Origin of the sequence: Qipengyuania sp. YIM B01966 (assembly GCF_016461955.1) — a bacterium.
Classification (GTDB): Bacteria; Pseudomonadota; Alphaproteobacteria; order Sphingomonadales; family Sphingomonadaceae; genus QFOP01.
Genome location: NZ_JADMNM010000003.1, coordinates 236499 through 250186, shown reverse-complemented (window position 1 = coordinate 250186; position 13688 = coordinate 236499). Strand labels below are relative to the sequence as shown.

The 13688-nt window shown below is 62.4% G+C and carries 11 protein-coding genes; 8 read left to right on the top strand and 3 right to left on the bottom strand.

Translation table 11 applies throughout. The features are described 5' to 3' along the window. Both ILT46_RS06150 and ILT46_RS06145 read right to left on the bottom strand, forming a co-directional pair. The coding region (locus tag ILT46_RS06150) for an IS5 family transposase (protein ID WP_199503744.1) at positions 1–345 on the bottom strand (345 nt) is incomplete at its 3' end. Between the two features lie 281 nt (positions 346–626). Next, positions 627–1889: an NAD(P)/FAD-dependent oxidoreductase gene (locus ILT46_RS06145; protein WP_046904969.1), complete on the bottom strand. Its 1263-nt coding sequence runs from the start codon at positions 1887–1889 to the stop codon at positions 627–629. Here ILT46_RS06145 and ILT46_RS06140 point away from each other — a divergent pair. The 7 genes from ILT46_RS06140 to ILT46_RS06110 are packed head-to-tail and all read left to right on the top strand — an operon-like array spanning position 1824 to position 10914. Next, positions 1824–3128, top strand: a complete 1305-nt coding sequence (locus ILT46_RS06140) for an efflux RND transporter periplasmic adaptor subunit (protein ID WP_233397037.1) — start codon at positions 1824–1826, stop codon at positions 3126–3128. The two genes, ILT46_RS06145 and ILT46_RS06140, sit on opposite strands and share 66 nt — an antisense overlap. A gap of 3 nt (positions 3129–3131) precedes the next feature. Further along, entirely contained in the window at positions 3132–6272 is a 3141-nt protein-coding gene (locus ILT46_RS06135) for an efflux RND transporter permease subunit (protein WP_119593540.1), read from the top strand. A 3-nt stretch (positions 6273–6275) separates the two neighbouring features. After that, positions 6276–7763 (top strand): efflux transporter outer membrane subunit, encoded by a 1488-nt coding sequence (locus ILT46_RS06130; protein WP_053833465.1) that lies wholly within the window; start codon positions 6276–6278, stop codon positions 7761–7763. Next, positions 7750–8529, top strand: a complete 780-nt coding sequence (locus tag ILT46_RS06125) for a patatin-like phospholipase family protein (RefSeq protein WP_199503742.1) — start codon at positions 7750–7752, stop codon at positions 8527–8529. The genes ILT46_RS06130 and ILT46_RS06125 overlap by 14 nt, the downstream gene beginning before the upstream one ends. Positions 8530–8571: 42 nt before the next feature. Further along, positions 8572–9069: a hypothetical protein gene (locus tag ILT46_RS06120; protein WP_199503741.1), complete on the top strand. Its 498-nt coding sequence runs from the start codon at positions 8572–8574 to the stop codon at positions 9067–9069. Then, positions 9014–9403, top strand: a complete 390-nt coding sequence (locus ILT46_RS06115) for a hypothetical protein (protein WP_046903475.1) — start codon at positions 9014–9016, stop codon at positions 9401–9403. Before ILT46_RS06120 ends, ILT46_RS06115 begins: the two co-directional genes overlap by 56 nt. A gap of 29 nt (positions 9404–9432) precedes the next feature. Further along, positions 9433–10914 (top strand): phospholipase D-like domain-containing protein, encoded by a 1482-nt coding sequence (locus tag ILT46_RS06110; protein ID WP_191229312.1) that lies wholly within the window; start codon positions 9433–9435, stop codon positions 10912–10914. Positions 10915–10935: 21 nt separating this feature from the next. On the opposite strand, the gene ILT46_RS06105 is transcribed toward ILT46_RS06110, so the two are convergent. Further along, positions 10936–12450, bottom strand: coding sequence for a mechanosensitive ion channel family protein (locus tag ILT46_RS06105; protein WP_063612715.1), 1515 nt, complete (start codon positions 12448–12450; stop codon positions 10936–10938). Positions 12451–12891: 441 nt separating this feature from the next. On the opposite strand from ILT46_RS06105, the gene ILT46_RS06100 reads away from it, so the two are divergent. After that, the gene (locus ILT46_RS06100; protein WP_053833462.1) at positions 12892–13554 is read left to right on the top strand and encodes a TetR/AcrR family transcriptional regulator; all 663 of its coding nucleotides are present in this window, start codon (positions 12892–12894) and stop codon (positions 13552–13554) included. Positions 13555–13688 lie beyond the last annotated feature (134 nt).

Here is a 13688-nt window from a genome sequence, read left to right as displayed (position 1 = left end):
CGGGGCGGGCCATACGTTTCCGCCCACTGCCGAGACATGGCCGCGAACGGTGGTGCTATCGATCATGTGCTGCCAGTCGTCGGTCAGCCCCAGATCGATCAGCGTCTGAAGCAGCGCATCCCAGACACCCTGTTCGGCCCAGCGTCGGAACCGCACATAGACCGAGTTCCACTTACCGTAGCGCTCGTGCATGTCTCGCCAGGGGCAACCTACCCGCAGCACATGAAGCATGCCGTTGAGAAACCGCCGGTTGTCACCGGCAGGTCGCGCCCAGCGCCCCCGTTCAGATGGCAGAAGCGGCCCGATCAGCTCCCATTCCACATCCGACAAGTCCCCACGGCCCATGATTGCTTCCCAAAGAGCAGCCTTGAATCAGAACCCGACCGGCTTGGGAATCCCTTTTGTCAACACGGCCTAGTCAACTGAGGTAGATCGACGCCAAAGACAGATACGCTGATCTTAGATGCGGTTTGGCTTCGAGCGCTTCCTGCGATCAAGTGCAAGCTAGGTCGCGACAACTTGCAGGTGATGGATAGCGAGGCCAGGCGAGGCTTCGAATGGTCCTAGATGGCGGTGCGGGAGCATGCTTTCATCATGGTCAACTATTTGAATATTGGCTGAGACCGCTACTTGTCATCGGGCCGCCCGCTTTCTGGGTCGCTGAGCGGCGGCTGCCGGGCATCGCTTGTGGTTGATCCCGTCAACAACCGCGCCCCGCGTCCGTAAGTAAACCATGCCCAAGCCCAGTTGACATAGACGACCAGGCGGCTGCGAAAGTCCACAAGCAGCATCAAATGTATAAGTGACCAGACCAGCCAGGCGAGAAATCCCGTGAGCCGGAGCCTGCCGAATTGCGCCGCCGCACGCGAGCGCCCGATCACCGCCATGGTACCATAGTCGCGGTAGCGGAAGGCGCCGGGCTCGCGCCGACCGGCGATACGGGCCGCGAGCAGCTTCCCGACATATGTGCCCTGCTGCTTGGCAACTGGTGCAAGAGCCGGCAAGCGCTCGTCGCCGCCTGCTTCGAAACTTGCGACGTCCCCGATCGCAAAGATGTTTGGATGACCCGGCACCGAACAATCGGACCGGACCGTTACAGCCCCGTTGCGGACCCCATCGATTCCAAGCCATTCAGCAGCCGGACGGGCCTCAGTGCCGGCACACCACAGCACGGCTCCGGTATCTATCCGCTCGCTACCGAGCACCACGCCGGTGGGATCGATTGCCTCGACGGCCGTGCCAATCCGCACCTCCACCCCCATCGAGGTTAGAGCTTCGGTCGCATAGGTCGAAAGCGCGGGATCGAAACCCGACAGCAAACGGCCGCCCGCCTCGCATAGGACCACACGCGTGTCGCGCGGATCGATGCGAGAGAAATCGCGCGCCAAAGTCGCGCGTGCGAGTTCGGAGATGGTCCCAGCCAGTTCCACGCCAGTTGGGCCGCCCCCAACAATAGCAAAGGTCAGGAGGCGTCGTATCTCTGCGTCGTCGGTCGACTGCTCGGCCCGCTCGAACGCTTCCAGCAACCGCGCGCGGATGGCAAGCGCATCCTCAATCGTCTTGAGAACCAGCGTGTGTTCGCGCCAGTTGTCCTGTCCAAAAAAGCTCGAGGCCGATCCCGTGGCGAGTACGAGATAATCGTATGGCAACCGATGCCCATCGCGCAGCAGCACCGAGCGCGCCCTGATATCGACGCCTGTAACCTCCGCCATCAACACACTTAGGTTTGACCCGCCGCGCATCAGCACACGGGTGGCCGTAGCGATATCGGACGGGGAAAGCGCCGCAGTCGCGACCTGGTATAGCAGCGGTTGAAACAGGTGATGATTGGTTTGGTCGATCAGCGTCACTTCCGCGGCATTGCCGCGAAGAGCGCGCGCCGCAGCCATGCCGCCGAAACCGGCGCCGACGATGACGACCCGGGGGCGGTTCGTCGATTCGGGATGAGACAGGTTCAGCGAAAGCGTTTGGCCTTGCAATTGGGTCTTCCTATTGCGACGAGCGATGATATGAAAACTTATTCGTTTCATTTTGGGCGCATGTCAAAGTCTGATTCGCGCCGAACCATTTTCAGACCCAAATTCTTCATGCTGCGCATATTCGTTTCGCTAATTTTCGCATGCCTTGTTGCAGGTTGCGACGATGCTCCCATTCCGGAGGAGGCCGATCGGCGTCCGGTCAAACTCTACACCGTGGCGGCAGGCGGTCAGGCGAGGACTTACGAGTTTCCCGCGATCATCGAGGCAAGCACATCTTCGGATCTAACCTTCGATGTGCCGGGCAAGATCGTCCGGCTGACGGTGGACCAGGGCGATTTCGTCAGGGCCGGCACGGTGATCGCGCAGCTCGACCAGACCATCGCGCGCAACCAGCTCGTCCAGGCACGCGAACAGTACGAGGCGGCACAGGATGCATTCCGCCGCGCCGACGCGCTGGTCGGCGAAGGCGCGATTCCGCGGGCAGTGCACGTTCAGCGCGAAACGCAGCGCGACACTGCGCGAGCCGAACTTGACAATGCGCGCGAGCAGTTGGAGAAGACCGTCTTGCGGGCGCCCTTTTCGGGCCGCGTGGCCAGGCGACTGACCGAGCCGTTCGAATATGTTTCGCCGCAGCAGCCGGTCGTGACCTTACAGACCGCCGGTTCCGCCAAGGTGGTGGTCCAGGTTCCCTCGTCCATCGTTGCCAATGCCGAGCAGCGGGCCCCGATCAACGCGGCGATCGCGCTCGACAGTCTTCCCGACAGGCGGTTCGCGGCCCGGTTCGGCTCGTTCGCCACCGACGCCACGCGTCAGTCGCTCACCTACGAGGCGACGTTCCTGTTCGATCCGCCTTCCGGCGCGCTGATCCTGCCGGGCATGACGGGAACACTGCATGTCGAGCTCGATACCGATGATGCCGAGATGCCGGCTGTGCCACTGGAAGCGATCGTTGGGCGTGACGAAAAGACATTCGTCTGGCGCGTGGACCGCAGGACGGGAGCCATCGCGCTGCGCCGCGTCACCGTAGGCAAGGGAGCAGGCGGAATGCTGCCTGTAACTGCCGGCATCGGCCGCGGAGACCTGATAGTGGCTGCTGGCGTGGCCAATCTCGAAGAGGGGATGAAAGTCCGCCCCTACGAGCGGGACTGAGCCATGTCGTTTAATCCCGCCGTCTTCTCGATCAGGAATCGCCTGCTCATCCTGCTCGTCATCATCGGGACGATCGTTGCCGGGATGGCGGCCTATGGGTCGCTGCCGCGCTTCGAGGATCCCGAGTTCACCATCCGCCGCGCTGTCGTGGTAACACCCTATCCTGGCGGATCGCCGATGGAGGTCGCCACCGAGGTCACCCAGCGTCTCGAGCGGGAGATCGGGCAGATGCAGGAGGTGAAGGAGATTGTTTCGACCTCCGAGGCGGGCCAGTCGCGCATCGAGGTGGAGATCAAGTACGAGTTCGGGCGCAACAAGGAACAGCTCCAGATCGTCTGGACCAAGCTGCGCAACCGCGTGGCCGATGCCGCCCGGCTGCTTCCGCCCGGGGCAGGTCCCTCGATCGTCAACGACGATTTCGGCGACGTCTTCGGCATCTTCTACATGCTAACCGCCGATGGTTATTCGCCGGCCGAGCTGTACGACTATGCCGAAAAGCTGCGCACCGACCTGAGCGGTGTGGAGGGTGTGGGCAAGGTGGTGCTGTCGGGCGAGCAACGCGAGGCCTTCTATGTCGAGATCATGCGCGAGCGGGTCGCGGCGCTGGGGCTGTCGGTGCAGAGCGTCTATCAGGATCTAGCACAGCAGAATTCCGTCGTCGCAGCGGGCAGCGTGCGCGTCGGCGACCAGCGTCTGGAGATCGTTCCCACCGGCGAGATCGATTCGGTCGAGGAATTGCGCGATCTGCCGGTGATGACCGGCCAGGAAGGCGCGGTCGTGAGACTGGGCGATCTGGCCCGCGTGACGCGCGGCTATGTCGATCCGCCGATGCAGATCCTGCGCTACAATGGCAGGCCGGCGGTGGGCATGGGCATCTCGAATGCGACCGGCACAAATGTGGTCGAGGTCGGCGAGGCGATCGAAGCCAAGCTGCGCGCGAGCGAGAGCGACCGCCCGATCGGCATCGAGATCCACGAATTCTACCACCAGGGCAAGGTGGTGTCGGACGCGATCGGCGATTTCGTGATCAATGTCGCGACGGCGCTCGTCATCGTGGTGGTCACGCTGCTGATCTTCATGGGCTGGCGCTCGGCCGTGGTCATCGGCGCCGTGCTCATGCTCACCGTCGCGGCGACGCTGGCTGGGATGAATGCCGGCGGGATACCGATGCACCGCATCTCGCTGGGCGCGCTGATCATCGCGCTGGGAATGATGGTGGACAACGCCATCGTCGTGGTCGAGGGGATGCTCGTCGGCCTCAAGCAGGGCAAAAACAGGCTGGAGGCGGCGCGCGCGATCGTGGGCCAGATGCTGTGGCCGCTACTAGGAGGCACGCTGGTCGGCATCATCGCCTTCGCCCCGATCGGCCTCGCCCCCGGGCAGGTCGCCGAATACACCAATCACCTGTTCTGGGTGATGATGATCTCGCTCTTGTTCTCGTGGTTCTTCGCGGTCACCGTAGCGCCTTTTCTCGCCAACTGGCTGTTCGAGAAGGAGGAGGATGCTGCCGCTTCCGGCACTGATCGGGAGACAGGATTCGATGCAGGCCACGACGGTCTCGAGGACGAGGCCGCCCCGCAGCGCGAAGCCGGCCGGATCGGCACCGCCTATCGCGAATGGCTCGCGCGCGCGCTGCGCCATCGCTGGCGTACCATGGGCCTGACCGGGGGGTTGTTCGCCGTCTCCCTTGTGGGCTTCGCGTTCGTGGAACAGGGTTTCTTTCCCGCCTCCACCACGCCGCATTTGATGGTCGATTACTGGCTGCCTGCGGGCACCGATATCGAGCGGACCAATGCCGACCTGGAGGAGATTGAGGAGGATCTGGCGACGATGGACGGCGTTACTGACGTTCAGACCGTGGTCGGCATGGGTACCTTGCGTTACAAGCTGGTCTATCAGCCCGAGGCGCCGACATCCTCCTTCGGCCAGATGATCCTGCGGGTTGAGGACGCCTCGACGCTCGAGCGGCTGCAGGCAGATGTGCATGCCTATTTGCAAAAGAACGCCCCCGAAGCGCGCGCCAAGGTCTGGCTGTTCGAACTGGGGCCGGGTGGCGGCTCGAAGATCGAGGCGCAGTTTTCGGGGCCCGATCCGGCGGTTCTGCAGAGCCTGGCGCAGCAGGCCAAGGATGTCTTCGCCGAGGACGAAGCGGCCATCCTCGTGAAGGATGACTGGCGCGAGCAGGTGCCGGTCATCCACCCGCTCTATTCCGAAACGCGCGCGCGTCGCCTTGGCGTCAGCCGCGAGGACGTGGCCGAGGCCTTGCAGGGCACGTTCGCGGGCCGTCCGATAGGCGTCTTCCGCGAGGGCGACGACCTGATCCCGATCATCGCCCGCTCGCCCGAAAGCGAAACGCGCGACGCGCAGAACATGGAAGCAATCCAGGTGTTCAGCGCCAGCGGCGCCTCGCTTCCGCTGCAGGAAGTGATCGACGGTTTCGAGACCCGCTGGCGTCATTCGCAGATTCAGCGGATCGATCAGCGCTGGGCAATCAACGCCCAGGCCGATCCCGCGCCGGGCGAAACCGCCAACCGTCTGCTCGATCGCGTGCGCGGAGACGTCGAGGCGATCGAACTGCCTTCCAGCTACCATTTCGAATGGGACGGCCAGGAAGGAACGAGCACCGAGGCGATCGATTCGCTGATTGGCGTGGTCCCGCTCGGTGTCATCGGCATGGTGCTGGTGGTAATCGTGCTGTTCAACGCAGTGCGCCAGCCGGTGATCATTTTCATGATCGTGCCGCTGGCGATCATCGGCGTAACCATCGGCCTGCTCTTCACCGGCATAGCGATGGAGTTCATCGCCATTCTCGGTGTGCTCTCGCTCTCGGGCCTGCTGATCAAGAACGCGATCGTGCTGGTCGATCAGATGGATATCGAGATCGGCGAGGGCAAACCGCGTTTCGATGCCATCATTGAGGCAGCCTATGATCGCGCCCGCCCGGTCATCCTGAGTTCGCTGACGACGGTACTCGGCGTCATCCCACTGCTGTTCGACGCCTTCTTCAAGGCGATGGCCGTGGTCCTGGCCTTCGGGCTGGCCTTCGGGACGGTACTGACCCTGTTCGTGGTGCCGGTCCTCTATGCAATCTTCTTCAAGATCGGCCCTGACGAGACCGCAGCCGAGCCACAGGGGGCAAGTTGAACCATGCGCATCGTCCCTCTCACCGCCATGTTGCTCGGCCTGATGCTGGTGTCAGGCTGCTCGCATCCCGACAGGGTCGGCGATGGTCCGGTCGCACCCGCCCGCGCGGCCCTGCCGCCTTTGCCGGAACGCTGGCGGGCAGTCGCCGATGCCGCAGGGCCGGTCGCGGACGGATGGGTCGCCGCCTTCGGCGACCCGCGCCTCGCCGCGCTCGTGGCCGAAGCGCAGGAGAAGAACAGTGATCTTCAGGCCGCCGCGGCGCAGGTCCAGCGCGCCGCAGCACTTGCCCGTCAGGCGCGTTCCGGGCTGCGTCCGGCCGTTCAGGCGGTCGGCCTGGGTTCGCGCAGCCATATCGAGATCGATGATATCGAAATCGGCGGGCAGGCCGGACTGCCGGTGCCGTCCAGCATCGAATATGACAGCACCAGCTTTCTGGGACTGGCGCAGGCGAGTTGGGAAATCGACCTGTGGGGCAGGATCAGCGATGGCTGGTATGCCGCGCTCGAGAACGAGGCGGCTGCCCGCGCCGACTATTTCGCGGCCCGGCAATCGATTGCCGCGGGCGTGGCGCGCGCCTATCTGGTCTCGATCGAGGCTTCGCGGCAGGTGGGGCTGGCCGAGGAAGCGGTTGATACGCTCGAACATCTGCATCGCCTGGTGGGTCTGCAGGTCCGCGAGGGCGTCGCGATGGATGGCGATCTGGCACTGATCCGCGCCAATCTCGAACAGGCGCGCGAGGCTCTCGCACGGGCACAGGGCGCGCGGCGCGAGGCGATCCGTGCTCTCGAACTACTGGTCGGGCGCTATCCCGCGGCCGAGTTCGCCTCGGGAATTGACTTGCCGCCCATGCCAACGCCGCCGCCTGCCGGGCTGCCTTCGACGCTGCTCGAGCGGCGGCCCGATCTGGTCGCGGCCGAGCGGCGCGTCGCCGCCGCACTGCATGCCGAGGACCAGGCCAGCAAGGCGCGCCTGCCGCGCCTGTCGCTCACGGGGCTGGCGGGCGCGGTGTCGGACGCCCTTGAAAATATCTTCGATCCTACCGCGACCCTGTTCAGCATTGGCGGCAATGTCGCGGCGCCGATCTACCAGGGCGGCGCGCTGGCTGCCGGCGAAAACATTGCCGATGCCGAACTGCGCGCGGCGATCGCGCAATATGCCGGCGCCGCGCTGGCCGCTTTCGAGGAGGTGGAAACCGCGCTCGACAGCGGCGTGGTGCTTCGCCGCCGCCGGGACGCGGCCGTCATCCGCGTGCGCGAGATAGAGGAAGCGCTCAGGATCGAGGATCTGCGGTACAGGGTCGGCGAAAGCAGCCTGCTTGACGTGTTGCAGATCCGGCAGCAGGCGATCACTGCGCGCAGCGATCTGGCGACGATCGAGCGCATGGAACGCGAGCAGTTCGTCACGCTCAATCTGGCGCTCGGCGGAAGCTGGAACGCGCCGGAGGCTGATCCCCCAGAGATTTCCGAGAAGGATGGCGATGCGAACCCGTAAAGAACTCCGCCTGACCATGATGCCGGGACAGGCCATCGACCTGGTGCGAACGCTCGTCCTGGGAGTGCTCGGCCCCGCATTGCTGCTTGGCGGTTGTGCCAGCTTCGACCGGCACCCGTTCGAGGCCGCGCAGATCGAAGCCGCGCACGCGCCGGATTCGCCGAAAATCCGCCATTGGGCCAATTCCCCCGACCTGTTGACACAGATCTCGATCGCCCCGCCACCGCCGGGCGAGCCACTGCGCGTGCTCGCGCTGTCGGGCGGTGGGGATGACGGGGCCTATGGTGCGGGTTTTCTCAACGGATGGTCGCAAACCGGCAAGCGACCTGAATTTGCCGTGGTCACTGGAGTCAGCACCGGGGCTCTCATCGCCCCCTTCGCGCTGCTCGGGCCGGACTACGACGACGAGCTGAAACGCGCCTATACCGAGATCACGCCCGACGACATTTACAAGGACCGCTTCGCGTTGGCGATCCCGTTCTCGACCAGCGTCGCGACGACCGGGCCGCTCGAGGCTCTAATCGCCCGCTTCGCCACTGATGCGGTGATCGATGCCATCGGCGAAGAGCACCGCAAGGGCCGGCGCCTGTTCGTCGGCACCGTCAGCCTCGACCGCCCCGGCAATGCGATCTGGGACATGGGAGCGATCGCGGCCGGTGATGCGCCCGGTCGCTATGCCCTTTTCCGGCGCATCCTGCTCGCCAGCAGCTCCGTCCCGGTGCAGTTCCCCCCGGTGCTGATCGAGATGGAAGCGCAGGGAGAGTGAATCAGCGAACTCCATGTCGATGGCGGCACCATTGCGACCCTGATGGCCGCTCCGCCGGTCGCGAACGACCAGATCCTGCGGGACAGCCAGTCCCCAACGGAGCTGTATCTGCTGGTCAACGGCAAGATGGCAGGCGAGTTCGAGCTGATCGAAGCAGGTCTCTCCAGCATCGCCAAGCGGACGCTTGAGGTGATGCTCTTCTCCAGCCTCCAGGACCGTGTGGCCTCGGCCTATGTCTGGGCGAGATCGACCGGCGCCGGATATCACTTGACCTTTATCGAGCAGGACTTCGACGCGGACGAGCACGATCTTTTCGAGCAGGATTATATGCGCACGCTGTTCGACTATGGCGTGGAGCGCGGTCGGGCACAGGCATGGCAGGATAGTCCGCCATCGTCGGATCCGGACACTGTCGCATCAGCCGTGCCCGAAACGACGAGTTCCGCGATTTGCGCCCGTCATGGCACCGGGACGAACATACCGCATGAGCTTCGCCTTTTCCGATATCCCCCATCAATCCGGACGGCCGGCCGTCGTTAACGGCGCCAATAGCGGCACCGGCTACGAGATCGCCCCGCACCTGGCGATGAAAGGCGTGCGCGTGCTGCTGGCGTGTCGCGATGCCGAGCACGGCACTTTGCGTGTCTTACAGGCCGTGACCGATCCGCAAGCGGAAGGCGGCGACCATCCCGGTCCTTGCGGTCTCATGGGGATGCGTGGCCAGACTTCGGGTCGCGCGGTCGTGACAGACCCGACTCGCGACCGGGAGATGACGAGAAAGCTGTGCAACAGGTCGGTTGCACTAACCGGAACAGAACCGGACATTGGCCCTGCTGTTCCGTCGCAGACAACGCCTCCCGACAGCGCACCGTAACGCGGATGCGCGACCGGCACCCTCCGTTCATGATACAGCGCGCAGCTTCTCATGCGTTCGGAAATACGGCACTTTCCGCAATCGGCTTGAGTGTCGCTAAGCACGCGGTGGGCCATCCCGGCCTGACGGGCGTTGCACTTGTCGAGGACGGCATAGACGCGTTTGCCATCCGCTCTCGACTCATCGCCGCGGCCGAAAGATCGATCGACCTGCAATATTACATCTGGCGCGACGATCTGACCGGTAATCTCCTGCTGGAAGACTTGCGCAGAGCGGCAGCGCGGGGTGTACGGGTCCGTCTGCTGGTTGACGATAACGGCATTCCCGGCCTCGACCGCAAATTGCGCTGGCTGGCCAGCGACCGCAATTTCGAAATCCGCATTTTCAATCCGTTTCGAAACCGACACTTCAAGCCGCTCGATTTCCTGCTGGATTTCCACCGCGTCAATCGCAGGATGCATTCGAAAAGCTTTACAGTCGACAATCAGATAACCTGTGTCGGCGGGCGTAATGTCGGAGACGAGTACTTCGCCAACCGAGAGCAGGGGATTTTTGCCGATGTGGATGCGCTTTGCGTAGGCGCGGTGGTGCAAGAAGTCTCCGAATGTTTCGATGCGTTCTGGAATTGTCCCGCTGCAGTCGAAATCGACTGCATCGTGAAGGAAGATCCGAAGCAGTACGCGGCAAGCGGGGCAACTGATTTCACGCGGTCAGTTTCCGGCCCCTCCGCGACCGATTATCTAAGCCGTGCCGCCGGATCTGTTTTGCTTGAGCGTGCGCGGGCCGGACGGATTGAATTCGAATGGGTGCCCGTCGAGCTGGTCAGCGATCGGCCCGCCAAGGTTTTCGGACAATCGCGTCAAGGTGATCTCATGGCTAGCGTCCTCAGGAGTCTCATCGGTCAACCGGAAAGGGAATTGCTCGTCGTTTCGGGCTATTTCGTGCCGACCTCATCAGGTGCCAGGGCCTTTGCGCAAATGGCACGCAACGGGGTCGATGTGCGCGTCCTGACCAATTCCTTTGCTTCGACCGATGTCGCTATGGTTCATGCCGGATATGCAAAGCATCGGCATTTTCTCGTGAAGTCGGGGGTGCGTCTGTATGAGATGCCTGCCCCTGGAGACCGGCCCAAGACCACCCGCAAATCTCTGCGTCGACCTTCGCCGCGCAACACAAACGAGAATGCCACCCTGCATGCCAAGATGTTCGCTGTAGACGGCCGTCGGGTCTTTGTCGGTTCTTTCAATTTCGATCCGCGCTCTTTCGCTCTCAATACTGAGCTCGGGATCGTCATCCAGAGTGAGAATCTGGCGGCACAGATGCACCACGCCTTCGATACCATGATCGCGTCCGGCTCCTACAAAATCGTCGTGGATGACAAAGGCCGACTGAACTGGATGGACATGCGCGACGATGTCCGTCAATGTGAACTGGCCGAGCCTGGAACCACATGGTGGTCGCGAGTGCTCACTCGCCTTCTCAGCAAAACGCCGATCGATTGGCTGCTGTGAATACCATCTGGGCGCGGCGACCTACGCGCCGACGTCATTCTCCTGGGTCACCAAATGGACCGTCCGCGTCGGGTAGGCGATAGCGAGACCGGCTGCCTTCAACCTCTCGAAAATGGCCAGCAGCAGTTCCTGCCGGATCAGTCGGCTTTCCGCGTAATCGGCAACCATGATGTAGGACCAGATCTCGATATCCAGCGAGCTCTCGCCGAAATGAGCAAATCGAGCACGGAGGCCATCCTTTTCAATCAGGTGGTGATCGCGCAGGATCTGCTCGATAATCTCCACGGCCCGGCGCAGCTGGCCTGCGGAGATACCGTATTCGACGCCGATCGTGGGATTGAAGAGAAAGCGGTCGCGCTTGGCAAAGTTTTCGATCTCGCGGGAGGAAAAATCACCGTTCGGGATGGTGACGAGCGTGCGTTCATTCGTGCGAATCCTCGTCGAGCGCATACCGATATCCTCTACGGTGCCGACAATATCTCCCGCGCGGCAGAAGTCTCCGACCTGAACAGGGCGGTCTGCGATGACGTTCAGGCTGCCGATCAAATTCTCCACGGCCTTCTGTGCGCCTAACGCCAAGGCGATGCCGCCAATGCCCAATGCGGCAATGCCCGTGGTCACATCGACCCCCAGCGTGTCGAGGACCGCTACCGTCGCCAATAGGAAGAGCACTATCTTTGCCGTACGCCGCAACAGGACGACGACCGACACTGCCTGCCGCCGCTGGCGGCGTTCCATCCGGGCACTAGCAACGCGTGCGATGGCATCGACCAGGCGCAGCGCAAACCAAGCAAGCGCTACCCAGCCAACGATACCGATATAGCGCAGCAAGGTCTGGCGCGCGACGATGGACGCCTCGATGCTGCCCGTCCACAGGTGGAAGGTCACCACTGCGAGAAACAGGCTGAGCGGCGGCAAGGCGGCCTGCGTGAAGCGGTAGATCGCGCTTTTCTCGCGGTCGGCCACAAAACGCCGCATGATGGCCAGAAGTCCGGCCGATATAAGCCAGTAGAGAAAGAAACTGCCGGCTGCGCTCCCGAGCAAGAGAGCCCAGTCCTGCAGCGGGGCTCCGGCCACCTCGGCGCTTTCACCGTCTTCCGGTTCAGCCGGATTTGTCGCCGCCACAGACACTGCTTCGAGAGCTTCAACGGTCTCCTGCGAAATCCCCCAGACCTCGCTGCCGACAGGGCTGTCGGTCCGGGTGAGAAGGATCGGCAGACTTTCCTCGCCGCCGAGCCTGCCTACCTCTTCGGTGTCGGCCGGCAGTTCATCGTCGAGACGCCCACTCGCTTCGTTCGACAAGGCACCGAAAGGCAGGAGCGTCCCCTGTTGGTCGAGCGCGGCTTGCAGCTTGGTGGCCCAGATCGCTCCTTGATCGACAAGTTGAGCCTCATCCTCTTCCGCAGACAGGTGGAAATAGTGAGCAGCCCTCGTGTAGTCCTTCGCCGCCAGGGCGCTGATCAGGCCGGTCACCGTTCCACGCGGCGTCTCGCGACCGAAAGGGTCGGTAGCCACTTCAGCGGCCTGCTCGGCCATCGGCTCCGCCACAGGAGCGATTTGAGCGGAAGCCGGTGTTAAGGCGGCGCAGGCGACCAGCAATAAAAGGGCAGAAAGACGGAGAACCGATATCGGTCCGATCGGGATATTATCTGGAAGGCGCTGGCCATCGCAGTTCCGCAATGGCTTCAACCCTACGAACCTACGAAAGACAGAGATTGCATTCCAACCGCTAAAGCTCGGCTCACTGATCGATCGGAGAGATTGCCTTGGGGGAAAGGCCATTTTTGCTGGCGCCGGCGATGAAAGAAAGTAAACTCACCGGTACCATGCCGTTTTCCGTTGCGGCAGGCAAGCGTTCATGTGGGCATCATTAGTCCGCGTTGCCCGCTGCGGAGCTTTGCCTGGCCATACCACAAAGGCCTCGTCCTACTGGGCAGCAGATCAGATGGCCGAACCAATGCAATAGTGAGAGAATAGATGTCACTTCCCCGCAGAACCTCAAGCGGCGGTCGTCCTTCAAAAGAGGAGGCCGAGAAACTAGGCGAGCACATATTGCAGGAAGCGCTGCAGGAATTTATCGCTAAGGGCCTCGATGCGTCCCGGATGGACGCGATCGCCGCTTCGGCCCACGTATCGAAGCGAACACTTTACGCACGCTACAAATCCAAGGATGAACTGCTATGTGCGACGATGGACTATGGTATTGCGAAGCACATCCGTCCGGTGAGCACTCTTCCTGCCAATGGCCCCATTCGCGAGCGCCTCGAAGCCGTTGCGCATAAATTTCTAGAAGCCTCGCTCACCGCAGAAGGCCGCGGCATACAGACCTTGCTGACATGGCTTGCCAATTACCGCCCCGATTTGCAGAACAAGATCAGGGCCAAAGCCGTGGCTGACGTTACCGGCGTTATGAACCAAATTCTAAAGGACGGCTACGCAAACGGAGAAATTGCGTTCTCAGACTTCCCGGCGATCGCTAAGATAGTCTTCGACTTATTATTCTCCTTGCCGAATTATGAAATACTGAGGGGCATGGGTCCCGAATATCATGGCAGCGAATCCGTCAGCCTGGACAAGGAACTTGATTTCGTGATGGCTGCACTTCGCACTGGCGTCGTCTTTTCGACGAATGGGCGGTAAGCTGGCGCATATCTTATAAATCAGTAACTTCGTTGCATTGGTTTGAACCTAAAGATATTTCAGTATCCTTCGGATTCATCGTGATCGGAGTGTCCAGAAGATGGCCCCGGCTCAATGTGCTCTGGAATCTCGTC

Bases quoted from the DNA above. Each gene is read 5' to 3' on its own strand.
- ILT46_RS06140 (WP_233397037.1), top strand. From the start codon at position 1,824: ATGATTGGTTTGGTCGATCAGCGTCACTTCCGCGGCATTGCCGCGAAG.
- ILT46_RS06145 (WP_046904969.1), bottom strand. From the start codon at position 1,889: ATGGCTGCGGCGCGCGCTCTTCGCGGCAATGCCGCGGAAGTGACGCTG.
- ILT46_RS06135 (WP_119593540.1), top strand. From the start codon at position 3,132: ATGTCGTTTAATCCCGCCGTCTTCTCGATCAGGAATCGCCTGCTCATC.
- ILT46_RS06130 (WP_053833465.1), top strand. From the start codon at position 6,276: ATGCGCATCGTCCCTCTCACCGCCATGTTGCTCGGCCTGATGCTGGTG.
- ILT46_RS06125 (WP_199503742.1), top strand. From the start codon at position 7,750: ATGCGAACCCGTAAAGAACTCCGCCTGACCATGATGCCGGGACAGGCC.
- ILT46_RS06120 (WP_199503741.1), top strand. From the start codon at position 8,572: ATGGCCGCTCCGCCGGTCGCGAACGACCAGATCCTGCGGGACAGCCAG.
- ILT46_RS06115 (WP_046903475.1), top strand. From the start codon at position 9,014: ATGAGCTTCGCCTTTTCCGATATCCCCCATCAATCCGGACGGCCGGCC.
- ILT46_RS06110 (WP_191229312.1), top strand. From the start codon at position 9,433: ATGATACAGCGCGCAGCTTCTCATGCGTTCGGAAATACGGCACTTTCC.
- ILT46_RS06105 (WP_063612715.1), bottom strand. From the start codon at position 12,450: ATGGCCGAGCAGGCCGCTGAAGTGGCTACCGACCCTTTCGGTCGCGAG.
- ILT46_RS06100 (WP_053833462.1), top strand. From the start codon at position 12,892: ATGTCACTTCCCCGCAGAACCTCAAGCGGCGGTCGTCCTTCAAAAGAG.